A 21,495-nucleotide genomic window follows, 5' to 3' on the forward strand; every position below is an offset into this window, starting at 1 on the left:
TGTGTCTCACCGAGACCAACAGACGTTCTGGCATCCCTCCACCCCAACCCCTCCTCCAAGGAGGAGGGGCTAAGAAGGGGGTTACTCAATCCCCCGGCTTGCCGCCCCCGAACATCACCGCCTTGAGATTCATGAACTCGTGCAGCCCCCAGGGGCCGAGCTCGCGACCATGGCCGGAAAGCTTGACGCCCCCGAACGGCGCCGCCGGCACCGAGGCGAGCAGCGAATTCACCGCCGTCATGCCGGATTCGATATCCCGCGCGAACCGCTCGATCTCGTCCTCGTCCTTTGTCCACACCGACGAGCCCAGCCCATAGGGCACGTCGTTCGCCAGCGCGATCGCTTCGTCGATATCCGCGACCTTGTAGACCGCAGCGACCGGCCCGAAGATCTCCTCCTTGGCGACGTCGCTCTCGGGATCGAGACCAACCAGCACGCCCGGCGTCATCCACGCGCCCTCGCGATCGATCTTGGTGCCGCCGGTCAGCAGCTTTGCGCCGGCGGACTTGGCCTTCTCGACCTGCCCGAGCACGGTGTCGCGCTGCTGGACGCTGGAAAGCGGCCCCATCACCGTCGCCTTGTCCATCGGATCGCCGATCTTCACCGCTTCCATGCCGGCGACGAACTTCTCCAGGAACGCGTCATAGACCTCGGCATGGACGATCATCCGCTTCGAGCAGATGCAGCTCTGCCCGGCATTCTGCACGCGCGCGGTCACCGCGGTCTTCACCGCCGCATCGAGATCGGCCGACGGCATCACGATGAACGGATCCGAGCCGCCCAGCTCCAGCACCACCTTCTTGAGCGCGCGGCCCGCCGCCTCCGCCACCTTGGCGCCGGCGCCTTCCGAGCCGGTAAGCGTCACCGCCACCACGCGCTTGTCGGCAATGATCGCATCGACCTTGCCGGACTTGATCGCGAGGTTCTGGAACAGCCCCTCGGGCGCGCCGGCCTTGCGCGCCATGTCTTCCATCGCCGCCGCGCAGCCCTGCACCGACGACGCATGCTTGAGCAGCGCGACATTGCCGGCGAGGATCGTCGGCGCGAGGAAGCGCACCGCCTGCCAATAGGGGAAGTTCCACGGCATCACCGCCAGCACCGGCCCCAGCGGCAGCCAGCGCGCCACGGCATGGCCGGTGGGCGTCTTGACCGTCGTGGGTTCCAGATAGGCAGGGCCGTGCTCGGCATAATGCCGGAAGCCCGAGATGCACTTCTCCACCTCGGCCAGCCCTGCCGTGATCGTCTTGCCCATTTCGCGCACCGCCAGCTCGGCGAGGTGCTGCTTGTCGGCTTCCCAGGCATCGGCGATCCTGGCGAGCAGCGCGGTGCGAGTCTCGATCGAGGTTTCGCGCCACGCTTTATAGCCCGCCGCCGCCCGCGCCAGCGCCGCCTCGATCCCGGCATCGTCCAGTTCGGGAATGCGGTCGACGGTTTCGCCCGTGGCGGGATTGATGATTTCGAACATCCGCAAGTCTCCTTCGCGCTTCTGAACGCAGGCCTAGGCGCGGAGTGCCGCCCGCCGCAATCATACGCTGGGCGTGGCGGCGCTCGCCGACCCACCTCGGCGCGGAATTGATCGCGCCCGGTTGCCATCGCCCCCCACCCTGCCGCATAGCGAGCCCATGGCGGAACAAGCAGACATCACGGCGCTCTCCTTCGAAGAGGCGCTGAAGGAACTGGAGAAGATCGTGAGCCGGCTGGAGAGCGGCGAAGCGGCGCTGCAGGAGGCGATCGACCTCTATGAGCGCGGCGACCAGCTGCGCCGGCAATGCGCGGCCCGGCTCGACGCGGCGCAGGCCCGGATCGAAGCGATCCGCACCGATGCCGACGGCCGCGCCGCCGGCACGGCGCCCTTCGCGGCCGGCTGAGGCGTGGCGAGCGTGACCCATGCCTCGCTCGCGCTCGAATCGGCGCTGCGCCAGGTCGCAGCCGAGATCGACGCCCAGTTCGACCGGCTGCTCGACGTGCCGGACGATCCGCGCGCCGACCTGTACCGGGCGATGCGCCACGCCGCGATTGGCGGCGGCAAGCGGCTGCGCCCGCTGCTGGTGTTCGCGACCGCGCAGCTGTTCGCGGTCGACAAGAGCTGCGCGGCGCGCGTCGCCACCGCGCTCGAATGCATCCATGTCTATTCGCTGATCCATGACGACCTGCCGGCGATGGACAATGACGACATGCGCCGCGGCAAGCCGACGGTGCATAAAGCGTTCGACGAGGCCACCGCGATCCTGGCAGGCGACTGCCTCCACGCGCTCGCCTTCGAGATCCTGGCGCACGACGCCACCCATCCGGATCCGTTCGTCCGCGTCGAGCTGATCGGCGAACTCGCCCGTGCGTCCGGCCCGTCGGGCATGGCGGGCGGCCAGATGATGGACCTGGAAGCGGAGAAGGCCAGCTTCGATCTCGCCACCGTCACCCGGCTCCAGGCGATGAAGACCGGCGCGCTGATATCTTGCGCCGTCGAATGCGCGGCGATCCTCGGCCGCGTGCCGCCCGAAGGCCGCACCGGTCTGCGCGGCTATGCCCGCGACATCGGCCTTGCCTTCCAGATCGTCGACGACATTCTCGATGCCGAGGGCGACGAGGCGCTGGTCGGCAAGAAGCTCGGCAAGGACGGCGTGGCGGGCAAGGAGACCTTCCTGTCCCTGCTCGGCATCGATCGCGCGCGCGAGCAGGCGCGGATGCTGGTCGACCAGGCGATCGCGCACCTTCACGCCTTCGGCCCCGAGGCCGATCTGCTGCGCGACGTCGCGCGCTTCACGCTCGAACGCGACCGCTAAGGGTCAAGGGGAGAACCCGCATGCACAGCCGTATCGGAGTCTATCCCGGCACCTTCGACCCGATCACCCGCGGCCATATGGACATCATCCGGCGCGGCGCGAAGCTGGTCGACCGGCTGGTGATCGGCGTGACCACCAACCCCTCCAAGTCGCCGATGTTCACCGTCCAGGAGCGGATGGCGATGGTCCGCCGCGAGGTGGAAGGGCTGCCGGGCACGATCGAGGTGGTCAGCTTCGATTCGCTGCTGATGGACTTCGCCGAGCGCGAGCGCGCCAGCGTGATCGTCCGCGGGCTGCGCGCCGTCGCCGATTTCGAATACGAATATCAGATGGCCGGCATGAACCAGCAGATCAACGACCGGATCGAGACGGTCTTCCTGATGGCCGATGTCTCGCTCCAGCCGATCGCCAGCCGGCTGGTGAAGGAAATCGCGATCTATGGCGGCCCGATCCACCGCTTCGTCACCGAAACGGTCGAGGCCGATGTGGTCGCGCGCGTCGAGGCGATCGGGCGCAAGGGCACCATCTGACCGCCCCCAACGCCACCGGGCTTTGCGGCGCCGGGCGATTGGTCTAGAGCCGCGCATTCACCAGAAACGAGTGGGAAGTTCGATGCGTTTGCTAGCCACGATGGCCGCCATGGCCGCCACGCTGTTTGCCATGCCGGCGTTGGCGCAAGGCGGTGGCGGCAAGCCCAAGCCCGTCATCGAGCCGCTGAAGGGGGTCAACTCCGATGCCGCCACCCGCCCGTCGGTGCTGGTGCCTGCCGACCCCGAAAATACCTGGGTGCTCGACCTGTCCACCGGCGGCCGCGTGACCATCCGCATGCGTCCGGACGTCGCGCCGAAGATGGTCGAGCGGATCAAGACGCTTACCCGCAAGCATTTCTATGACGGCCTGACCTTCCACCGCGTCGTCGACGATCCCTACAACATCGCCCAGGGCGGCGATCCCAAGGGGGACGGCACCGGCGATTCGGATCTGCCCAACGTGCCGGCCGAGTTCAGCTCGCTGCCGCACGTCCGCGGTACCGTCTCCGCCGCCCGCCGCGGCGCGCCGGACAATGCGACGGCCGAGCAGAAGACCGAGGCGGAGAACAGCGCGAACAGCCAGTTCTTCATCATGATGCAGCCCAAGCTCGCCTTCGATCACGATTATACCGTGTTCGGCCGCGTCACCTCGGGGATGGAGTGGGTCGACAAGATCCAGCGCGGCGAGCCGCCGCAGCACCCGACCGTGATCATCCACGCCTATATCCAGTCGGACAATCCCCCGCCCTACCAGCCGCTGGCGGCCGCCGCGCCGGCAGCGACCGGCCCGACGCTGATCCCCGTGGGCCCGAGCGCTGCGGCGCCCGCCAAGCCCGCCCCGGCGGCGAAGAAGCCGGCACCGAAGAAGAAGTGATCGCGTAACCTTCCCGTGAATGTCGATCTTTTCGATTTCGAGCTGCCCAACGAACGGATCGCGCTGCGCCCAGCAAGCCCGCGCGATTCCGCGCGCCTGCTGGTGCTGGAGGGCAGCGCGACGCGCGACGCGATCGTTCGCGATCTCGCCGCTCAGCTCCGCCCCGGCGACTGCCTGGTGTTCAACGACACCCGCGTGATCCCGGCACAGCTGGAGGGGACGCGCGGCGAGGCGAAGATCGGGGCGACGCTCCACAAGCGCGAGGGGCCGCGCCGCTGGCGCGCCTTCATCCGCAACGCCAAGCGGCTGCGCGAGGGCGATGCGATCACCTTCGGTCCCGACGCGATCGCCATCGCCTCGGACCGCGCCGAGGACGGCAGCTTCGCGCTCGACTTCCAGGGCGACGAGCCGGTCGAGCTGCTGCTCGAGCGCTGCGGCCGGATGCCGCTGCCCCCCTATATTGCCTCCAAGCGCCCGACCGACGCCCGCGACGCCGACGATTACCAGACGATGTTCGCCGCCGAACCCGGCGCCGTCGCCGCGCCCACCGCGGCACTGCACTTCACGCCTGCGCTGATGGCCTCGCTGGAGGCCGCCGGCATCGGGCACACCACGCTGACCCTGCACGTCGGCGCGGGCACGTTCCTGCCGGTCAAGGCCGAGGACACGGCCGACCACAAGATGCATGCCGAATGGGGCCGCATCACCCCCGAGGTCGCCGATCGGCTCAACGCGGTGCGTGCGGCGGGCAACCGGATCATCGCGGTGGGCACCACCAGCCTGCGCCTGCTCGAAAGCGCCGCGGACGAGCATCGCGTGATCCAGCCCTTCGAGGGCGATACCGCGATCTTCATCACGCCGGGCTATCGCTTCAAGGGCGTCGACGGGCTGGTGACCAACTTCCACCTGCCGCGTTCCACGCTGTTCATGCTGGTATCGGCGCTGATGGGGCTCGATCGCATGCAGGCGGCCTATGCCCATGCGATCGAAACCGGCTATCGCTTCTACAGCTACGGGGATTCGAGCCTGTTGCTGCCCGCCCGCTAAAGGGAATCCGATGCGCCTGTTCCTGCTGCTCGCCGCCTGCACCGCTGCCCTCCCCGCCCTTGCCCAGGAACGCCCCGCACCGGGCCAGATCACGGTCAACGCGCCCGGTGCGCAGCCCCAGGCGACGGTGATCGCCGAACCCGTCGCGCTGCTGATCGCCGGGTTCGACAGCGACGGCGATGCCCGCGTCACCCGGGCCGAGTTCGACGCAGGCCTCAAGCGCAGCTTCGACAGCGCCGACACCGCACACACCGGCAGCCTCGGCTATATCGCCTATTCGGACTGGTCGCTGCGCTGGATGGGCGATCGCAACACGCTGCCCAGCCCGTTCGAGATGGATCGCGACGGCGACAACAAGGTCAGCTGGGCCGAATTCCAGGATCGCTTCGCCCAGATCTTCGCCCGGTTCGACAAGAACAAGGACGGGGTGATCGAACGCAGCGAGCTGGTGACAATCCGCCCGCCGGCGTTCAACCCGATGGAAGGCAAGCGGAAACGCCGCTGAACCTTTCGTCGCGATGGGCTAGCATCACATGGGGGACGGCCGCTAGGATCGCGCGACATGTCGGGAAATCACGCGCACGGCCATCACCACGGCCATTCACACGGGCACAGCCACGGGCATGGTCACGGCCACGGTCATGGCCATAGCCATGCGCCTGCCGATTTCGGCCGCGCCTTCGCGATCGGAACCGCGCTCAACATCGCGTTCGTGCTGATCGAGGGCGGCGCCGGCATCTGGACCGGATCGATGGCGCTGCTCGCCGATGCCGGGCACAACCTGTCCGACGTGCTGGGCCTGCTGATCGCCTGGGTCGGCGCCGAGCTCGGCAAGCGCCCCGCCACGCCGCGCTTCACCTATGGCCTCGGCGCCTCGTCGATCCTTGCCGCGCTCGCCAACGCACTGCTGCTGCTGATCGCGATCGGCGCGATTCTGCTCGAGACGATCCAACGCCTCGCCAATCCGCCCGCGGTCGCGCCGATCCCGGTGATGCTGGTCGCCGGCGCGGGCATCGTCGTCAACCTCGGCACCGCGCTGCTCTTCGCCCGCGGGCGCGAGCACGACATCAACATTCGCGGCGCCTATATGCACATGGCGGCCGACGCCGCCGTCTCCGCCGCGGTGGTGCTGGCCGGCGCGCTGATCTGGTGGACCGGGCTGCGCTGGATCGATCCGGCGGTGAGCCTCGTCGTCGTCATCGTCATCCTCGTCGGCACCTGGGGCCTGCTCCGCGAATCGCTCACCATGGTGCTGCAGGCGGTGCCGGACCGCATCGATCTGGAGGCGGTGGAGCGCACGCTGCTCGCCCAGCCGGGTGTCGAGCGCGTCCACGATCTCCACGTCTGGCCGATGAGCACCACCGAAGCGGCGCTGACCGCGCACCTCGTCATTCCCGATGGTCATCCAGGTGACGCATTTTTGATTAATCTGCAGCACCTACTCGCGCACGATTTCCGGATCGAGCACAGTACGGTACAGATTGAGTTGGGCAACGGGGCGGAGTGCCGGATGCATGGAACTGGTAGCGGACATGGCTGAGACGGGCGCCATCGCGACCCGCCCCCTGGACCTCGTCATTTTCGATTTCGACGGCACGCTCTCCGATAGCGGCGACTGGTTCGTCTCGGTTGCCAACGATCTCGCCGAGCGCTTCCGCTTCCGCAAGATCGCCCCCGACGAGGTGGAGATGCTCCGCCGCAAGAGCTCGCGCGAAGTGATCGAGTTCCTCGGCATCGCGCGCTGGAAGATGCCGTGGATCGCCCGCTATGTCCGCAAGCTGGTGAGCCGCGAAGCACATCGGATCGAATTGTTCCCCGGCACCCCGAACCTGCTCGAGCGGCTTGCCGACATGGGCGTGAAGATCGCGCTGGTCACCTCCAATTCGGAGGAGAATGCCCGCAAGATCCTGGGGCCGCGCCACGCCGCCCGCATCCATTGCTATGCCTGCGGCTCGTCGCTGTTCGGCAAGGCACCCAAGTTCCGCCAGGTGCTGCGCAGGATGGGCGTCCAGCCGCACGCCGCGCTGGCGATCGGCGACGAGACCCGCGATGTCGACGCCGCCCGCGAAGTCGGCTTGCGCGCGGGTTCGGTGCTGTGGGGCTATGCCGCCGAGGACCTGCTGACCGACATGGCCCCCGACGCGCTGTTCCGCACGCCGGAGGATATCGTCAGCTACGTCCGCCAGCACCGGGGCTGAGGCTCGATACCCCCAGTCAAGCCGTCATCCCGGCGGAAGCCGGGATCCATTTGCCAGTCCGGCTCGGCTCCTTCGGCAACGGAGCGCCAATGGATTCCGGCTTTCGCCGGAATGACGGACGTGGGGTGACGAGTGGATCAGATATCCAGCGCCCAGCCGTCGCGGCCCTTGGGATCGGGCGGAGTGACCGGCACGTAGCGCGTCGCCCCGGCGGCGAGCCGCAGGATCGTCCAGTCGCCGCGGCGGTCGACCGCCTCCAGCGTGCAGCCGCACGCTTCGAAGGCTTCTACCACCTGCGGGCGCTGCGTCTCCAGCAGACCTGCCAGCACGATCGTCGCGTGGGGCGCGGCGATCGCGGCGAGCTCGGGTGCCATCGAGACCAGCGGCCCCGCCAGGATATTGGCGATGACGAGGTCGTACGGCGCCTTGGCGGTGATCGCATCGGACAGTGCGCCGTCCGCCACCACGAGGTCGACTCCCGCGATGCCGTTCGCCGCCGCATTCTCGCGCGTCACGTCGACCGCCGCGGGATCGATGTCGGTCGCCATTACCTGCGCCTCGGGCCAGAGGTGCACGCCGGCAAAAGCCAGCAGGCCCGTACCCGTGCCGACGTCGATGATGTTGGCGAAGCGCCTGTCCGCGAGCCCGTCGAGCATCGCCAAGCACCCCGACGTGGTCGCGTGATGCCCGGTGCCGAACGCCCGGCCGGCATCGATCAGGAACGCGCGGCCGCCTTCCGGCGCCGCCACCGGATGCGCGCTCGTATGGACGACGAACCGCCCCTCGCGGATCGGCTCCAGCCCTTCCTGGCTCAGCGTCACCCAGTCCTGCGCGGTCAGCGCCTCCACCTCGGGCTCGACGCCCGCCGCGCTCGGCACCAGCGCCTTGATCGCCGCGAGCATTGCCGCGTCGGGTTCGTTCTCGAGATAGGCATCGAGCCGCCAATGCTCGACATCGTCCTCCACCGTCTCGGTGGTCATCAGCACCGCGTCGATCTCGATCGTGCCGGCGTCGATCGCCTCGGCCTCGGCACGGGTGCAGGGCAGGCTGACCTTCCAGCTGTCGATCTCAGCGGACATAGCTGGCTCCATTGGCGTCGAGCACCGCGCCGGTCATCGAGGGGGGCGCGTCGAGCGCGCAGAACTTGGCGATGGCGGCGATCTCCTCCGGGCTCGCGACGCGACCGAGCGGGATATCCGCCAGCAGCTTGTCGCCGCCGCGGCTCGCCAGATAGTCCTCGGCCATGCCGGTCATGGTGAAGCCGGGGCAGATCGCGAAGGCGAGGATGCCCTCGCCCGCATAGCCGCGCGCAATCGTCTTGGTCATGCCGACCATGCCCGCCTTGGAGGCGGCGTAATGCCAGTGCGCCGGGCTGTCGCCGCGATAGGCGGCGCGGCTGGCGACGTTGACGATCCGGCCACCGCTTTTGCGCTCCTGCCAGTGGCGCACGGCCAGCCGACACAACTCGGCCGAGGCGGTAAGGTTGACGCGCATGGTGCGCTCCCAGCCTTCGACCCAGTCGTCATGTTCGGCGTCGAGCGGGTTGGCTTCGAAGATCCCGGCATTGTTGATCAGCACGTCGATCCGGCCGTCCAGCGCGTCCAGCGCCTGCGCCCAGAGTGCTTGCGGCGCGGCGGGATCGGTGAAGTCGGCGGGGATGCCGCTGCGGGTGCCCTGGCCGACAAGCTTCACGCGCGCGTCGTCGCCGAGCAGCGCCGCCGTCGCGGCGCCGATGCCCCGGCTGCTGCCGGTGAGGAGGATATGGGTGCTCATGGTGCCTGCCCTAGCGCGGGCGGGTGGGCGCGTCACCCCGTGCGACACGGTGACGAAGCGCGCCGGCGAACGTTTCGGTAGGAGCGGATCGGCCGCACTTGTATAGGGCTGCCATGTACCGCCCGCCCGCCTTCCGCGAAGACCGGCCCGATCGCCTGTACGAGGCCATGCGGGCGCATCCGCTTGCCACGCTTGTCACCCAGGGCTCTACGGGACTGATGGCCAATCTGGTGCCGTTCACGCTGCAGACGGAGCGTGGTCCCGTCCTGCAGGCGCATCTCGCCCGGGGCAACGAACAGGTCGCCCAGTTGCGCGAAGGCGCGCCGGTGCTGGTCATCTTTCAGGGCCCCCAGGCCTATGTCAGCCCCGGCTGGTACGCGACCAAGCGCGTGCACGGCCGGGTCGTCCCCACCTGGAACTACATCGTCGTGCAGGCGCGCGGCACGCCCACCCTGATCGAGGACGCGAACTGGCTGCGGCGCCAGATCAGTACGCTCACCGCCGCGCAGGAGCAGGGACGCGCCGAGCCCTGGAGCCTCGACGATGCGCCCGCAGACTTCCTCCAGGGACAGATGAAGGGCATCATCGGCCTCGAAATCCCGATCGCGCAGCTCGAGGGCAAGTGGAAGGTCAGCCAGAACCAACCGCTGGAAAACCGTCTCGGCGTTGAGCGCGGGCTGCGCGCCGATGGTCGGGCGGCCATGGCAGACGCCGTGGCGAAGCACGCGGCCGGCGACTGAGCCGGCGCGGCTCTACGCCGCCACCGTGCTCGAGAAATTCTCCGCCGCTGAACGCAGCTGGTTCAGCCGGTCGTCCACCTCGGTCACGTCGTGCTGCAGCGTGTCGATCTCGCTCGTCACGCTCTTGGTGTCCTCGCGGATCGCGCCGATCGTCGCGGACATCGAATCGGCTGCCAGCGCGGTTTCGTCGACCGCCGCGGTGATCGCGGTGACGGTCTGCGCCTGGACCTCCATCGCAGTGCGGATGCGGTTGGCGCTTTCCTGCACTTCGGAGACGGTCGCGCGAATCGAGGCGTTGGTCTCGACCGTCGAACGCGTGGCCGACTGGATCGCGGCGATCTTGGCGGCGATGTCGTCGGTCGCGCGCGCGGTCTGGCTGGCGAGGCTCTTCACTTCCTGCGCCACTACCGCGAAGCCGCGGCCCGCATCGCCCGCCCGCGCCGCCTCGATCGTCGCGTTGAGCGCCAGCAAATTGGTCTGCCCGGCGATGTCGCGGATCAGGCCGAGGATCGATTCGATCGACTTGGCGTGATCGGACAGCATTTCGCTCATGCCCACGGCATCGCTCGCCTGGCCGCTTGCGCGCGTGGCGATCGCCGCCGCCGCCTCGACTTCGGTGCGCGCATCTTCGATCGCGCGGATCAGCCCCGCCGCGGTCATCGCCGCCTCGCGCATCGCCACCGCCGACTGCTCGGCCGCCGCCGCCACTTCGCTGGCCTTGCCGAGCATGCCCCGCGCTGCGCTGGAGGCGCCCTGCGCCTGCACCCGGATGCGATTGCCGAGCATCGTCGTGCCCTCGATCGATTCGGCGATGCTCGCGCGGAACTGGTCGGACCGTTCGCGCCGCTCGGCATGGATCGTCGCCGCATCGCGCGCGCCGAGATGCGCCGCCATCAGATCGACCTCGGCCAGCGCGATGCGCTGCACCGCGTCGCAGAGCCGCGCGAGCCGATCGACGTCGCCGCCGACCTTGGCACGCAGCACGTCGATCGTCTGCGTATGCGCATAGGCAAATTGGGAGATCAACGCCGACAGGGGAATGCCCATGCGATAGGTGCCGGCGGCATAGTCGCAGACGAGACGCGACCATTCGGCGCCGAACGGCTGCTCGAACTTGACCCGATCGTAAGTGGCACCCGCCTCGACATGGGCGTCCGCGCCATATTCCTGCAGCAGCCGCGCGCCGTCCGCGCTCTTCAGCAGTTGCGCCTGGCAGCGCCGTGCGATGTCATGGTGCGAGTCGTCGAGCAAGGCAGCGATCTCGGCGCAGGACGCCAGCAGCGTCCCGTCCCAGTCATAGTCCGCGCACCATTGCTGCGGTGATCGGAGGCAGTCGCCCCCCTGCTCCGACATGACCGTCATCGTCCCCTCTCCTCAGGCCGCTACCTTGGCGACGAACTCGCCGGCGCTGCCCTTCAATGCACCGAGCTGCTCGTCGAGCGCGGCGAATCCCTGGCCCACGCGATCGATCTCCGAGGCGACCGTCTCGGTATCGGCGCGGATCGCGTTGATCGTGGCGGACATCGAATCGGCCGCCAGCGCGGTTTCGTCGACCGCCGCGGTGATCGCGGTGACCGTCTGCGCCTGGACCTCCATCGCGGTGCGGATGCGATTGGCGCTTTCCTGCACTTCGGACACGGTCGCGCGGATCGAGGCGTTGGTCTCGACCGTCGATCGCGTCGCCGACTGAATCGCGGCGATCTTGGCGGCGATGTCGTCGGTCGCCCGCGCGGTCTGGCTGGCGAGGCTCTTCACTTCCTGCGCCACCACCGCAAAGCCGCGCCCGGCATCGCCCGCGCGTGCGGCTTCGATCGTCGCGTTCAGCGCCAGCAAATTGGTCTGCCCGGCAATGTCGCGGATCAGGCCGAGGATCGACTCGATCGACTTGGCATGGTCGGAAAGCATCTCGCTCATCCCCACCGCGTCGCTCGCCTGGCCGGAGGCGCGGGTGGCGATCGCCGCCGCCGCCTCGACCTCGGTGCGCGCATCCTCGATCGCGCGGATCAACCCGGCCGCGGTCATCGCCGCCTCGCGCATCGCCACCGCCGACTGTTCGGCCGCCGCCGCCACTTCGCTCGCCTTGCCGAGCATGCCCCGCGCCGAGGCCGAGGTGTGCACCGCCTGCCCGCGCAGCTCCTCGCCGCCGCGCGAAGCCTGCTCGACCGTGGCGCCGATCGAGTCGCGGAACTCGCTGGCCAGCCGGTCGCGCGCCACCTGCGCTGCATGGTCGCGGTACATATTGTAGATCTCGACGGTGATGTCCGCCTCCAGCGCCGACAGGCGCATCAGCGTATCGACCAGCGCCGGCAGCCGCGGATCGGCCCCGCCCAGCCGCCGCAGCAGCACCTCGAGCGCGGCGCGGTCGCTCGCGCTGATCATCGACAGCAGCGCCATCGGCGGCACGCCCGCAGCATTGGCAGCGGAGACCGAGCGCTCGATCGATTCGACCCAAGTCTTGCCGGTGGTGTCGAGGAAGCGGTGCCGCAGGAACACCACGCCCACGTCGATCATCTTGGCGGTATCGGAAGGCGCCCAGTCGCGCTCTTCGGGGAAGCAGCGCACCCATTGGTGCCAATACGCCGCGGATACCGCTTCGATCTCGGGCTCGAGGATCTCCCAGCACTCCCGACTCGACTGGAGCAGCGAGCCCTCGAAGTCGAACACGCGCAGCCGCGCGCTGGTGTCGATCCGCGCACTCATCGTGCCGGCAGCGGCAAGTGCCTGGGTGGATACCGAATTCGTCACGCCGTCATCCCCGGTCGGCGGCCACCCTGGGGCCGCATCGAACAGGAGCTATGTGGGCTGACTGGTTAAGAGCCGGTTAGGAGCAGCCTGCCGTTGCCGCTCCGCAACATCTTGCATCCACCGCCCGGCTGAACCTAAGGGCAATCCGTCTTGCATCCTCGTCTGGCGGGATTAAGGAAGCCCGCGTCGACCGAAAGGATTTATCGTTGGCCAACGTCCGCAACACGGCACGACCGCTGTCGCCGCATATCGGCATCTATACCTGGGGGCCGCACATGGCGGTCTCGATCATCCACCGCGCTACCGGCTCCGGCATGGCGACCGTGGGCACCGGGCTGTTCGTCTGGTGGCTGGTCGCGCTCGCCTATGGCCCGGATGCCTATGCGACGTTCCTCGACGTGTTCACGCTGTCGAACGGCAAGCTCAACATCCTCGGCTATATCGTCGGGATCGGGATGAGCCTGTCCTTCTTCCAGCACATGGCCTCGGGCGTGCGCCACCTGTTCCTGGACGCCGGCGCGAATTTCGAGCTGCGGAGCAACAAGCGCACCGCGCTGACCACCTTCGCGGTCAGCATCCTCGCCACCGCGATCTTCTGGGTCGTGCTTCTGGAGAAGGCGCATGGGTAACGGAACGCAGCTCGGTCGCGTCCGCGGCCTCGGCTCGGCGCATGAAGGCGCGGGCGAATGGTGGAAGCACAAGGTTTCCGCAGGTTCCAATCTGCTGCTGGTGCTGTGGCTGATCGTCTCGATCGCCCTGCTGCCCGCCTATGACTATGCGACGATGGTTGCCTGGATCGGCCAGCCGCTGGTCGCGGTGCCGCTGATCCTGCTGGTGCTGAGCGTCACCTTCCACTTCCGTCACGGCCTGCAGGTCGTGATCGAGGATTATCAGCACAACGAGACGCGCTTCGTGCTGATCGTCCTGCTCGAATATTTCACGATCACCGTCCGCGTGCTCGCGATCTTCTCGATCCTGAAGATCGCCTTCACCTCCGTTGGAGTGGCTGCCTGATGCCCGCCGCCTACAAGATCATCGATCACATCTACGATACCGTCGTCGTCGGCGCGGGCGGCTCGGGCCTCCGCGCGGTGATGGAAGTGGCGCAGTCGGGCCTCAAGACCGCCTGCATCACCAAGGTGTTCCCGACGCGCAGCCACACGGTCGCGGCGCAGGGCGGCATCGCCGCCAGCCTCGGCAACATGGGTCCGGACCACTGGACCTGGCACATGTACGACACCGTCAAGGGCTCCGACTGGCTCGGCGACCAGGACGCGATCGAGTATCTCACCCGCGAGGCCCCGGCCGCGGTGTACGAGCTCGAGCATGCCGGCATGCCGTTCAGCCGCACCGACGAGGGCAAGATCTACCAGCGCCCGTTCGGCGGCATGATGCAGAACATGGGCGAAGGCCCGCCCGCACAGCGCACCTGCGCCGCGGCGGACCGTACCGGCCATGCGATGCTGCACACGCTGTACCAGCAGAGCCTGAAGTACGACGCGGACTTCTTCATCGAATATTTCGCGCTCGACCTGATCATGGAAAATGGCGAGTGCCGCGGCGTGATCGCGCTGTGCATGGAAGACGGTTCGATCCACCGCTTCCGCAGCCATGCGGTGGTGCTGGCGACCGGCGGCTATGGCCGCGTCTACCAGTCGGCCACCTCGGCGCACACCTGCACCGGCGACGGCAACGCGATGGTGCTCCGCGCCGGCCTGCCGCTGCAGGACATGGAGTTCGTCCAGTTCCACCCGACCGGCATCTACGGCGCTGGCGTGCTGATCACCGAGGGTGCGCGCGGCGAAGGCGGCTATCTCACCAACTCCGAGGGTGAGCGCTTCATGGAGCGCTATGCCCCGTCCGCCAAGGATCTCGCCAGCCGCGACGTGGTGTCGCGCTCGATGGCGATGGAGATCCGCGAAGGCCGCGGCGTGGGCAAGGAGAAGGACCATATCTACCTTCACCTGAACCATATCGACCCGAAGATCCTGGCCGAGCGCCTGCCCGGCATCACCGAGACCGGCAAGGTCTTCGCCGGCGTCGACCTCACCCGCCAGCCGCTGCCGGTGGTCCCGACGGTCCACTATAATATGGGCGGCATCCCGACCAACTATCACGGCGAAGTCGTCCATCTGAAGGACGGCGATCCGGATGCGGTGGTCCCCGGCCTGTTCGCGGTCGGCGAAGCGGCCTGCGTGTCGGTCCACGGCGCCAACCGCCTCGGCTCCAACTCGCTGATCGATCTCGTGGTGTTCGGCCGCGCGACCGGCAAGCGGATCGTCGACATCCTCAAGCCGAACACCCCGCACCACCCGCTGCCGAAGGATTCGGAAGCGCTGGCGCTGGGCCGCCTCGACCATTTCCGCAACGCGAACGGCGGCACCCGCACATCGCAGCTGCGCGCCGACATGCAGAAGACGATGCAGCGCCACTGCGCCGTGTTCCGTACCGAGGAGCTGATGGCCGAGGGCGTGGCGCACATGGACCAGGTTTATGCGGGCATGCAGGACGTGCACGTCAGCGACCGCTCGCTGGTGTGGAACACCGATCTCGTCGAGACGCTGGAGCTGGACAATCTGCTCGGCCAGGCGATGGTGACGATCCGCAGCGCGATCAACCGCAAGGAAAGCCGCGGCGCGCACATGCACGAGGACTTCCCCGAGCGCGACGACACGACGTGGATGAAGCACACGATCGCGACGTTCGACGGCTGGGGCGGCAAGGGCGGCACCACCGCGATCGATTATCGCCCGGTCCACGACTACACGCTCACCGATGCGATCGAGTATATCAAGCCGAAGAAGCGGGTGTACTGATCCGCGCAGCGGATGGGTTTTAGAAGAGGCCGGGGCGGCGACGCTCCGGCCTTTTCGTTTGCTCGAAGGCGCGGTCATCCCCCAGCCGTCATCCCGACGAAAGTCGGGATCCATTGGGGCCTCCGTTCCGGCTCCTGCTGAAAGCTAGGAGCGTCTGGATCCCGGCTTTCGCCGGGATGACGACAATTGCGAAATGGCCGCTACCGCAGCACCCCGAACCGCGCACTCGCCAGATGGTGCGCATGGCAAATCGCCACCGCGAGCGCGTCGGCCGCGTCCGCCCCGACGATCTTCACCCCCGGCAGCAGCCGCGAGACCATCGCATGGACCTGCTCCTTGTCGGCATTGCCGACGCCGACGACGGACTTCTTGACCGTGCTCGGCTTATATTCCCCGACATCGATCCCCACCCGCGCCGCGGCGCACAGCACCACCCCGCGCGCCTGGCCGAGCTTGAGCGTCGACTGCGCATTGGAATTGACGAACACTTCCTCGACCGCCGCCGCCTCGGGCGCGTGATCGGCGATCAGCGCGGCGAGCATGGCATCGAGATGGGCGAGCCGGCGGGGGAGCGTGGCCTTGGTGTCGGTGACGAGCTTGCCGTGGCCGAGATGGCTGAGCCGATTCCCCTCGGCGCGAAGGAGGCCCCAGCCGGTGGTGCCAAGGCCGGGATCGAGGCCGAGGATGATCACGAGCCTAGCCCCTCCCCTTCAGGGGAGGGGTTGGGGTGGGGCATGACGGACCAGCGATCCGGACGGGCTTCGAGTGCCTCGACGATCGCCGCGAGCACGCCGTCGAGATTGTCGAACACGTCGTGATTGGAGAAATGCAGGGCAAGGAATCCTTGGCTGAGGAGGTACGCATCCCGGCGCTCATCATAAGCGGGATCATGCGTGTCGCCGTCGACTTCGATCACCAGCCCTTTGGCGGGACAGAAGAAATCGCAAATGTACGGGAAGATCACCTGCTGGCGACGAAATTTGTGGCCTAGCTGGGTGTTGGAGAGGTTGCGCCAAAGGCGCTTCTCCAACTCCGTCGGGTTCCGCCGCATTTCGCGTGCTCGCGCCAGTAGCTCGGCTTCGGTGACCATCCCTGCCCTCCCTTAGAGACCGGATGCACCACAAGCGGCGCGCCTGGCTACTCTGCCAGCCCCCACCCCAACCCCTCCCCTGAAGGGGAGGGGCTTAGGTTTGAGATCAACCCAGCTTCTCCATCACGTCGTCGGGGATCTCGTAATTCCCCCACACCGTCTGGACGTCGTCGTCGTCATCCAGCGCATCGATCAGCTTGAACAGCGTCGCCGCGTCGTCCGCGCCCACCGTCACGATGGTCTGCGGCCGCCAGGCGAGCTTGGCGCCCTCGGACTCGCCGAGCACCGGCTCCAGCGCCTTGGCGACTTCGTGCAGGTCGCCCTGCGCGGTCCAGATCTCGTGGCCGTCCTCGCTGCTGGTCACGTCCTCGGCACCCGCTTCCAGCGCTGCCTCGAACACCTTCTCGGCGTCGCCGGCGCTCGCCGGATAGGAGATCAGGCCCAGGCGATCGAAGCCATGGCTCACCGAACCTGCCGTGCCCAGGTTGCCGCCGTTCTTCGACACCGCGGTGCGCACGTTGGTCGCGGTGCGGTTGCGGTTGTCGGTCAGCGCTTCGATGATCAGCGAGACCCCCGCCGGGCCGAAGCCCTCGTAGCGGATCTCTTCGTAATTATCGCCTTCGCCCTTGCTCGCCTTGTCGATCGCGCGCTGGATATTGTCCTTGGGCATCGACTGCGCCTTGGCGGCGTTGATCGCGGCGCGCAGGCGCGGGTTCATGTCCGGGTCTGCCAGACCCATCTTTGCCGCCACGGTGATTTCGCGGCTGAGCTTGGAGAACATCGCCGAGCGCTTCTTATCCTGCGCGCCCTTGCGGTGCATGATGTTCTTGAATTTGGAATGGCCTGCCATGGTGAACCCGAACTGCCTGCGGTTTTGAAGGGTGGAAAGCGCTCGCCTTAGCGCGGAAGCCCGGCGAGCGCCATCGCGGCGGACTTAGATGCCCAGCGCCTGCTTGTAGGTTTCGAGCAGCATCTCGGCCTCTTCGCGATGATGCTTTTCCATCTTCCGCAGGCGGACGATGGTGCGCATCGTCTTGACGTCGAAGCCGGTCGACTTGGCTTCGGCATAGACGTCCTTGATGTCGTCGGCGATGCCCTTCTTCTCCTCTTCGAGACGCTCGACTCGCTCGATCAGGAGGCGGAGCTGCTCGGCGGAAATATTGTCGGACATGGGTGTTTGGCTCCTGAAGCGTGATGCCGGGCGGCACAGGCGCCGCGAATCACATCTCGGGTGGCCCAGCCGTTCGGAAAGGAATGGATGAAAGCGCGCGCTTAAAGAAGCACGCGCCCCCGCTCAAGCCCTGCGAAGCGTTAACGGCCCGGCTCGGTCATCGCCGGTGGATCGCTGGCCGGGAAGCTCTCGTCCAGCGCCTCGTCGAGCGCGTCATCGCGACCCTCGTTCTTCTTCAGGCTCTCTTCCATCCGCGCCAGCTGCTCGGGCGTCGCCTCGCTCTGGTACTTCGCCTTCCACTCGGATTGCTCCATGCCGTAGACGATTCGGCGGGCATCGCCCTTGGCGATGCTCGGGTCGGCCTCGTGGATCCAGTCGCCCAGGCAGTTCCGGCAAAAGCCCGAAAGCCCCATCAGATCAATGTTCTGGGCATCGTGGCGGTGGCGCAGATGGCGCACCAGCCGGCGGAACGCCTTCGCCGCCGTCGCGTCGTCCAAACGATCTAGTTCATCCATTCGCCACCTCCGGAGTTGATGTTAACGCATTTGGGGCTAGAGGCGGGCACGCACAAGCCGAGGAAGACAACGATGACACAGGCGATCTCCCCCCGCTCGCGCAAGGTGCGCGTGCTGGCAACCTTGGGACCGGCCAGCGCGTCCCCCGACATGATCGAGAAGCTGTTCCGCGCCGGCGCCGATGCCTTCCGCATCAACATGAGCCATGGCGACCAGGCCTCGAAGATCCCGCTGTTCGAAGCGATCCGTGGCATGGAGGCGACCACCGGCCGCCCGACCACGATCCTCGCCGACCTGCAGGGACCGAAGCTGCGCGTCGGCAAGTTCGCCGAGGGCAAGGTGATGCTCGTCACCGGCCACCAGTTCACGCTCGACCGCGATCCCACCCCGGGCGACGCCACCCGCGTCGAGCTGCCGCACCGCGAGATCTTCGAAGCCGCGCATGCCGATGCCCGCCTGCTGCTCGACGACGGCAAGCTGGTGCTGCGGGTGACCGACGTCGCCCCCGACCGGCTGACCACGATCGTCGAGGTCGGCGGCGCGCTGTCGAACAACAAGGGCCTCAACGTACCCGACATGGTGCTGCCGCTCGCCGCGCTCACCGAGAAGGACCGCAGCGACCTCAGCTTCGCGGTGGAGCAGGGTGCAGACTGGATCGCGCTCAGCTTCGTCCAGCGGCCCGAGGATCTGATGGAGGCGCGCCGGCTGATCGGCGGCAAGGCCGCGCTGCTCGCCAAGATCGAGAAGCCCTCGGCCATCGCGCGCCTCGAGGAAATCCTCGAGCAGTGCGACGGCGTGATGGTCGCGCGCGGCGATCTCGGCGTCGAGCTGCCGCCGCAGACCGTCCCGCCGCTGCAGAAGCGCATCGTCGAATCGGCCCGCCGCCTGGGCCGCCCGGTGATCGTCGCGACGCAGATGCTCGAATCGATGATCGAGAGCCCCTCGCCCACCCGCGCCGAAGTGTCGGACGTGGCGACCGCGGTGTATGACGGCGCCGACGCGATCATGCTCTCGGCCGAAAGCGCCGCGGGCAAGTGGCCGATCGAATCGGTGTCGATGATGAACTCGATCGCCGATGCGGTGGAGCGCGATCCGGCGCATGGCGACCGCGTCCACTTCACCGTCACCAAGCCCGACCCGACGACCGCCGACGCGCTGGCCGAAGCGGCGAAGAACATCGCGGCGACGGTGTCGGCCTCGGCGATCATCTGCTTCACCAGCTCGGGCTCGACCGCGCGCCGCATCGCGCGCGAGCGGCCGCTGGTGCCGATCCTGGTGCTGACCCCGGAACGCGACACCGCCCGCCGCCTGGGCCTGCTCTGGGGTACCCACGCCGTGCAGACCCGCGACGTCGAGTCGTTCGAGGAAATGGTTGCCAAGGCCAAGCGCATGGCGCTGCGCCATGGCCTCGCCAAGGCGGGCGACCGCGTGATCGTCTGCGCCGGTGTGCCGTTCAAGACCCCCGGTTCGACCAACGTGCTCCACGTGGTGACGCTGCTCGGCGACGAGCTGACCAACTATACCGGCCCGGAAGGGAACTGAACCAATCCGCCCCCTTTCGCTCCGGCGGAAGGGGGCTCACCCCCGCCCCATCCGCATCGCCGCACCTGCGACAAAGGGGCAGCCGGCCACCAGCACCAGGCTGATCGCCGCGAGGAGCTTGAGCGCCCCCGGTGCCCCGGCGCTGGCACCCGCGCCGAAGATCAACAGCGGCACCGCGAAGGGCAGCATCACCAGCCCGGCCAGGGCGCCGGCCCCGCGCAACCCTGCCACCAGCGCTGCCGTCGCCACGCCCAGCGCCGCCAGCCCCGGCGTGCCGATCGCCAGCGCCAGCAGGATCGTGCCGAGCACCGCCCCCGGCACCTGCAGCAGCGCCGCCGCCACGCAGCTGGCGACGAGCAGCGCGGGGCCGAAGCCCAGCCAGTGCCCGAGCATCTTCGCCGCCGCGATTTCCGCGTCCGAATGCCCCCGCACCACCAGCTGATCGAGTACCCCGCTCTCCGCGTCGGGCGCCACCAGCCGCTCGACGGGCAATAGCGCCGCGAGCAACGCCGCCGCCCAGATCACCCCGCCGCCGATCCGCGCCAGCAGCCGCCCATCGGGGCCCACCGCGAAGGGGAACAGGATCGCGACGAGCAGGAAGAAGGCGACCGGGAAGACCAGCCCGCCGCTGCTCCACGCCCGCCGCAGCTCGCGCCAGACCAGCGCGATCACAGCGCGATCGCCTGCGCGCCGGGGAGCGCGATCGGCTGGTGCGTCGCGATCAGCGCGATGCCGCCCGCCGCGCGGTGCTCGGCGATCCGCGCCTCGAGCATCGCGATCGAGGCGCTATCGAGGCCATTGGCGGGCTCGTCGAGCAGCCACACCGGGGCGCCGCTCGCCAGCACCCGAGCAAAGGCCGCCCGCCGCCGCTGACCCGTGGAGAGCAGCCGCACGGGCACCGCCGCGATCTCCGCCAGGCCAACCGCCGCCAGCGCCTCGGCCACTGCCCCGCGGCGCCCGTCCAGCCCGGCCCAGAATGCCAGCGCATTTGCCAGCGTCCGCTCGGCATCCAGCGCCGCGGCTTCGGCGAGCAGCGCCCGCGCGCCGCTGCCCGTCACCCGACCGCCGAGCGGCGCGAGCAGCCCGGCGGCGATGCGGATCAGGCTCGACTTGCCGACGCCGTTGGGCCCGAGCACCAGCCCCGCCTCGCCCGGCCCCAGGGCGAAGCGCAGCCCCTCGAACAGGATCCGCCCGCCGCGCAGGCAGGTGACGTCGTCAAAGGCCAGGCCGGGGTTCAATCGGCCGCGTCTTCCAGCGCATGCATGTCGTCGTCGGACAGGCCGAAATGGTGCCCGACCTCGTGCACGACGACATGCTGGACCAGCCGCTCCAGCGACTCGCCCGTCTCCACCCATTCGTCGAGGATCGCGCGACGATAGAGGTGGATGCGATCGGGCAGGCCGCCCGAATCGAACGCCGATTTCTCGCCGATCGGCCGGCCGTGATAGAGCCCGCTCAAGCCGAACGGATCCTCGATGCCGAGCGCATCGAGCGTCTCCTCGTCGGCGAACTCCTCGACCAGCAGCACCACGTCGGCGAGATGGGCCTGGAAAGGCTCGGGGATCCGCGCCAGCGCGGCGCGGGCGAGGCGTTCGATCTGGGCCGCATCGGGGGCGAAGGTTGGCGCTTGCTCCGGCATGGGGGATTGCATAGGCGGAGCAGCCGAGAAGGAGC

26 protein-coding genes are annotated in these 21,495 nt (G+C 68.2%); 13 read left to right on the plus strand and 13 right to left on the minus strand.

The window, feature by feature from the left end; translation table 11 throughout:
• Window positions 1–85: 85 nt before the first annotated feature.
• Window positions 86–1,465 (minus strand): NAD-dependent succinate-semialdehyde dehydrogenase, encoded by a 1,380-nt coding sequence (locus tag SAZ01S_RS12250; RefSeq protein ID WP_084582558.1) that lies wholly within the window; start codon window positions 1,463–1,465, stop codon window positions 86–88.
• 157 nt (window positions 1,466–1,622) lie between these two features.
• Between SAZ01S_RS12250 and SAZ01S_RS12255 the strand changes: the two genes are divergently transcribed.
• From SAZ01S_RS12255 to SAZ01S_RS12290, 8 genes are all read left to right on the plus strand, one after another.
• Window positions 1,623–1,868, plus strand: coding sequence for an exodeoxyribonuclease VII small subunit (locus SAZ01S_RS12255; RefSeq protein ID WP_084582559.1), 246 nt, complete (start codon window positions 1,623–1,625; stop codon window positions 1,866–1,868).
• A gap of 3 nt (window positions 1,869–1,871) precedes the next feature.
• Entirely contained in the window at window positions 1,872–2,780 is a 909-nt protein-coding gene (locus SAZ01S_RS12260) for a polyprenyl synthetase family protein (RefSeq protein ID WP_084582560.1), read from the plus strand.
• Between the two features lie 20 nt (window positions 2,781–2,800).
• Entirely contained in the window at window positions 2,801–3,310 is a 510-nt protein-coding gene (gene coaD, locus SAZ01S_RS12265) for a pantetheine-phosphate adenylyltransferase (RefSeq protein ID WP_084582561.1), read from the plus strand.
• 82 nt (window positions 3,311–3,392) lie between these two features.
• Window positions 3,393–4,184, plus strand: coding sequence for a peptidylprolyl isomerase (locus SAZ01S_RS12270; RefSeq protein ID WP_245824804.1), 792 nt, complete (start codon window positions 3,393–3,395; stop codon window positions 4,182–4,184).
• A gap of 15 nt (window positions 4,185–4,199) precedes the next feature.
• Window positions 4,200–5,231: a tRNA preQ1(34) S-adenosylmethionine ribosyltransferase-isomerase QueA gene (gene queA, locus SAZ01S_RS12275; RefSeq protein WP_084582562.1), complete on the plus strand. Its 1,032-nt coding sequence runs from the start codon at window positions 4,200–4,202 to the stop codon at window positions 5,229–5,231.
• Between the two features lie 10 nt (window positions 5,232–5,241).
• Window positions 5,242–5,736, plus strand: a complete 495-nt coding sequence (locus SAZ01S_RS12280) for an EF-hand domain-containing protein (protein ID WP_084582563.1) — start codon at window positions 5,242–5,244, stop codon at window positions 5,734–5,736.
• A 57-nt stretch (window positions 5,737–5,793) separates the two neighbouring features.
• On the plus strand, window positions 5,794–6,771 hold the full coding sequence (locus SAZ01S_RS12285) for a cation diffusion facilitator family transporter (protein WP_084582564.1): 978 nt from the start codon (window positions 5,794–5,796) through the stop codon (window positions 6,769–6,771).
• The gene (locus SAZ01S_RS12290; protein WP_084582565.1) at window positions 6,764–7,429 is read left to right on the plus strand and encodes an HAD hydrolase-like protein; all 666 of its coding nucleotides are present in this window, start codon (window positions 6,764–6,766) and stop codon (window positions 7,427–7,429) included. Before SAZ01S_RS12285 ends, SAZ01S_RS12290 begins: the two co-directional genes overlap by 8 nt.
• A 137-nt stretch (window positions 7,430–7,566) precedes the next feature.
• Here the strand turns inward: SAZ01S_RS12290 and SAZ01S_RS12295 are convergent, their stop codons facing one another.
• The gene (locus SAZ01S_RS12295; RefSeq protein ID WP_084582566.1) at window positions 7,567–8,508 is read right to left on the minus strand and encodes a 50S ribosomal protein L11 methyltransferase; all 942 of its coding nucleotides are present in this window, start codon (window positions 8,506–8,508) and stop codon (window positions 7,567–7,569) included.
• On the minus strand, window positions 8,498–9,202 hold the full coding sequence (locus SAZ01S_RS12300) for an SDR family NAD(P)-dependent oxidoreductase (protein WP_084582567.1): 705 nt from the start codon (window positions 9,200–9,202) through the stop codon (window positions 8,498–8,500). The genes SAZ01S_RS12295 and SAZ01S_RS12300 overlap by 11 nt, the downstream gene beginning before the upstream one ends.
• 98 nt (window positions 9,203–9,300) lie before the next feature.
• Here SAZ01S_RS12300 and SAZ01S_RS12305 point away from each other — a divergent pair, with 98 nt between their 5' ends.
• Window positions 9,301–9,942, plus strand: a complete 642-nt coding sequence (locus SAZ01S_RS12305) for an FMN-binding negative transcriptional regulator (protein ID WP_245824806.1) — start codon at window positions 9,301–9,303, stop codon at window positions 9,940–9,942.
• A 12-nt stretch (window positions 9,943–9,954) separates the two neighbouring features.
• On the opposite strand, the gene SAZ01S_RS12310 is transcribed toward SAZ01S_RS12305, so the two are convergent.
• Window positions 9,955–11,304: a methyl-accepting chemotaxis protein gene (locus SAZ01S_RS12310; protein ID WP_439951225.1), complete on the minus strand. Its 1,350-nt coding sequence runs from the start codon at window positions 11,302–11,304 to the stop codon at window positions 9,955–9,957.
• Between the two features lie 12 nt (window positions 11,305–11,316).
• Complete coding sequence (locus SAZ01S_RS24580; RefSeq protein ID WP_084582569.1) at window positions 11,317–12,642, minus strand: methyl-accepting chemotaxis protein; 1,326 nt, start codon at window positions 12,640–12,642, stop codon at window positions 11,317–11,319.
• A 251-nt stretch (window positions 12,643–12,893) separates the two neighbouring features.
• On the opposite strand from SAZ01S_RS24580, the gene sdhC reads away from it, so the two are divergent.
• The 3 genes from sdhC to sdhA are packed head-to-tail and all read left to right on the plus strand — an operon-like array spanning window position 12,894 to window position 15,503.
• On the plus strand, window positions 12,894–13,316 hold the full coding sequence (gene sdhC, locus SAZ01S_RS12320) for a succinate dehydrogenase, cytochrome b556 subunit (RefSeq protein WP_084582570.1): 423 nt from the start codon (window positions 12,894–12,896) through the stop codon (window positions 13,314–13,316).
• A complete protein-coding gene (sdhD, locus tag SAZ01S_RS12325; protein ID WP_084582571.1) occupies window positions 13,309–13,701 on the plus strand; it encodes a succinate dehydrogenase, hydrophobic membrane anchor protein in 393 nt (130 codons plus the stop codon). Before sdhC ends, sdhD begins: the two co-directional genes overlap by 8 nt.
• Window positions 13,701–15,503: a succinate dehydrogenase flavoprotein subunit gene (sdhA, locus tag SAZ01S_RS12330; protein ID WP_084582572.1), complete on the plus strand. Its 1,803-nt coding sequence runs from the start codon at window positions 13,701–13,703 to the stop codon at window positions 15,501–15,503. Before sdhD ends, sdhA begins: the two co-directional genes overlap by 1 nt.
• A gap of 200 nt (window positions 15,504–15,703) precedes the next feature.
• Here the strand turns inward: sdhA and ruvC are convergent, their stop codons facing one another.
• From ruvC to SAZ01S_RS12355, 5 genes are all read right to left on the minus strand, one after another.
• Window positions 15,704–16,195, minus strand: coding sequence for a crossover junction endodeoxyribonuclease RuvC (gene ruvC / locus SAZ01S_RS12335; RefSeq protein WP_084582573.1), 492 nt, complete (start codon window positions 16,193–16,195; stop codon window positions 15,704–15,706).
• A complete protein-coding gene (locus tag SAZ01S_RS12340; protein WP_084582574.1) occupies window positions 16,192–16,593 on the minus strand; it encodes an endonuclease domain-containing protein in 402 nt (133 codons plus the stop codon). Before SAZ01S_RS12340 ends, ruvC begins: the two co-directional genes overlap by 4 nt.
• 106 nt (window positions 16,594–16,699) lie before the next feature.
• Window positions 16,700–17,443, minus strand: coding sequence for a YebC/PmpR family DNA-binding transcriptional regulator (locus tag SAZ01S_RS12345; RefSeq protein ID WP_084582575.1), 744 nt, complete (start codon window positions 17,441–17,443; stop codon window positions 16,700–16,702).
• 84 nt (window positions 17,444–17,527) lie between these two features.
• Entirely contained in the window at window positions 17,528–17,764 is a 237-nt protein-coding gene (locus SAZ01S_RS12350; protein ID WP_010543233.1) for a DUF2312 domain-containing protein, read from the minus strand.
• A 140-nt stretch (window positions 17,765–17,904) separates the two neighbouring features.
• Window positions 17,905–18,279, minus strand: coding sequence for a DUF1244 domain-containing protein (locus tag SAZ01S_RS12355; RefSeq protein WP_084582576.1), 375 nt, complete (start codon window positions 18,277–18,279; stop codon window positions 17,905–17,907).
• Window positions 18,280–18,351: 72 nt separating this feature from the next.
• Here SAZ01S_RS12355 and pyk point away from each other — a divergent pair, with 72 nt between their 5' ends.
• Complete coding sequence (pyk, locus tag SAZ01S_RS12360; protein WP_084582577.1) at window positions 18,352–19,821, plus strand: pyruvate kinase; 1,470 nt, start codon at window positions 18,352–18,354, stop codon at window positions 19,819–19,821.
• Window positions 19,822–19,857: 36 nt separating this feature from the next.
• Here pyk and SAZ01S_RS12365 read toward each other — a convergent pair whose 3' ends face one another.
• The 3 genes from SAZ01S_RS12365 to SAZ01S_RS12375 are packed head-to-tail and all read right to left on the minus strand — an operon-like array spanning window position 19,858 to window position 21,460.
• Window positions 19,858–20,493, minus strand: a complete 636-nt coding sequence (locus SAZ01S_RS12365) for a heme exporter protein CcmB (RefSeq protein WP_084582578.1) — start codon at window positions 20,491–20,493, stop codon at window positions 19,858–19,860.
• Window positions 20,490–21,059, minus strand: coding sequence for a heme ABC exporter ATP-binding protein CcmA (gene ccmA, locus SAZ01S_RS12370; RefSeq protein ID WP_084582579.1), 570 nt, complete (start codon window positions 21,057–21,059; stop codon window positions 20,490–20,492). The genes SAZ01S_RS12365 and ccmA overlap by 4 nt, the downstream gene beginning before the upstream one ends.
• Window positions 21,056–21,460 carry a metallopeptidase family protein gene (locus SAZ01S_RS12375; protein ID WP_174596113.1) on the minus strand — a complete coding sequence of 135 codons (405 nt, stop codon included), beginning with the start codon at window positions 21,458–21,460 and terminating at the stop codon, window positions 21,056–21,058. The genes ccmA and SAZ01S_RS12375 overlap by 4 nt, the downstream gene beginning before the upstream one ends.
• Between the last annotated feature and the right edge of the window lie 35 nt (window positions 21,461–21,495).

The sequence above is a fragment of the Sphingomonas azotifigens NBRC 15497 genome (assembly GCF_002091475.1).
GTDB lineage: Bacteria > Pseudomonadota > Alphaproteobacteria > Sphingomonadales > Sphingomonadaceae > Sphingomonas > Sphingomonas azotifigens.

Excerpts from the sequence above, each read along its gene's own strand:
- SAZ01S_RS12250 (WP_084582558.1), bottom strand. The coding sequence starts at position 1,465 with ATGTTCGAAATCATCAATCCCGCCACGGGCGAAACCGTCGACCGCATT.
- SAZ01S_RS12255 (WP_084582559.1), top strand. The coding sequence starts at position 1,623 with ATGGCGGAACAAGCAGACATCACGGCGCTCTCCTTCGAAGAGGCGCTG.
- coaD (WP_084582561.1), top strand. The coding sequence starts at position 2,801 with ATGCACAGCCGTATCGGAGTCTATCCCGGCACCTTCGACCCGATCACC.
- SAZ01S_RS12270 (WP_245824804.1), top strand. The coding sequence starts at position 3,393 with ATGCGTTTGCTAGCCACGATGGCCGCCATGGCCGCCACGCTGTTTGCC.
- SAZ01S_RS12280 (WP_084582563.1), top strand. The coding sequence starts at position 5,242 with ATGCGCCTGTTCCTGCTGCTCGCCGCCTGCACCGCTGCCCTCCCCGCC.
- SAZ01S_RS12285 (WP_084582564.1), top strand. The coding sequence starts at position 5,794 with ATGTCGGGAAATCACGCGCACGGCCATCACCACGGCCATTCACACGGG.
- SAZ01S_RS12290 (WP_084582565.1), top strand. The coding sequence starts at position 6,764 with ATGGCTGAGACGGGCGCCATCGCGACCCGCCCCCTGGACCTCGTCATT.
- SAZ01S_RS12295 (WP_084582566.1), bottom strand. The coding sequence starts at position 8,508 with ATGTCCGCTGAGATCGACAGCTGGAAGGTCAGCCTGCCCTGCACCCGT.
- SAZ01S_RS12300 (WP_084582567.1), bottom strand. The coding sequence starts at position 9,202 with ATGAGCACCCATATCCTCCTCACCGGCAGCAGCCGGGGCATCGGCGCC.
- SAZ01S_RS12310 (WP_439951225.1), bottom strand. The coding sequence starts at position 11,304 with ATGACGGTCATGTCGGAGCAGGGGGGCGACTGCCTCCGATCACCGCAG.
- SAZ01S_RS24580 (WP_084582569.1), bottom strand. The coding sequence starts at position 12,642 with ATGAGTGCGCGGATCGACACCAGCGCGCGGCTGCGCGTGTTCGACTTC.
- sdhD (WP_084582571.1), top strand. The coding sequence starts at position 13,309 with ATGGGTAACGGAACGCAGCTCGGTCGCGTCCGCGGCCTCGGCTCGGCG.
- sdhA (WP_084582572.1), top strand. The coding sequence starts at position 13,701 with ATGCCCGCCGCCTACAAGATCATCGATCACATCTACGATACCGTCGTC.
- SAZ01S_RS12340 (WP_084582574.1), bottom strand. The coding sequence starts at position 16,593 with ATGGTCACCGAAGCCGAGCTACTGGCGCGAGCACGCGAAATGCGGCGG.
- SAZ01S_RS12345 (WP_084582575.1), bottom strand. The coding sequence starts at position 17,443 with ATGGCAGGCCATTCCAAATTCAAGAACATCATGCACCGCAAGGGCGCG.
- SAZ01S_RS12350 (WP_010543233.1), bottom strand. The coding sequence starts at position 17,764 with ATGTCCGACAATATTTCCGCCGAGCAGCTCCGCCTCCTGATCGAGCGA.
- SAZ01S_RS12355 (WP_084582576.1), bottom strand. The coding sequence starts at position 18,279 with ATGGATGAACTAGATCGTTTGGACGACGCGACGGCGGCGAAGGCGTTC.
- pyk (WP_084582577.1), top strand. The coding sequence starts at position 18,352 with ATGACACAGGCGATCTCCCCCCGCTCGCGCAAGGTGCGCGTGCTGGCA.
- SAZ01S_RS12375 (WP_174596113.1), bottom strand. The coding sequence starts at position 21,460 with ATGCCGGAGCAAGCGCCAACCTTCGCCCCCGATGCGGCCCAGATCGAA.